The organism is Bacillus sp. SIMBA_008 (assembly GCF_046535495.1).
In the GTDB taxonomy this organism is placed as follows: Bacteria; Bacillota; Bacilli; order Bacillales; family Bacillaceae; genus Bacillus; species Bacillus subtilis.
The window spans coordinates 1-287 of sequence record NZ_JAWRWL010000281.1; the positions used below are offsets into that span (position 1 = coordinate 1).

A 287-nucleotide genomic window follows, 5' to 3' on the forward strand; every position below is an offset into this window, starting at 1 on the left:
CGGTGTACTGGGAGTACGGCTCACCGGATGCCGAGACGACGATCGTCGCGGTGCACGGCTTCCGCGGCGACCATCACGGCCTCGAGCCGATCGTCGGCCATCTGCAGGGCATGCGTTGGATCATGCCCGATCTTCCCGGGTTCGGCGAGACGCCGTCGTTCACGGGGCAGACACACGACCTGGACGCCTACGCGGAATGGCTCGGAGCCTTCGCGCGCGAGGTGGCGCCGGGGTCCGTGATCCTGGGGCACTCGTTCGGGTCCATCGTGGCTTCTGCCGCCGTCGCG

The 287-nt window shown here is 69.0% G+C and carries 1 protein-coding gene; it reads left to right on the forward strand.

The genetic code is table 11. From position 1 onward, the window contains the following. On the forward strand, positions 1–287 hold a 287-nt coding region (locus SB658_RS23210; RefSeq protein WP_410602626.1), incomplete at both ends, for an alpha/beta fold hydrolase.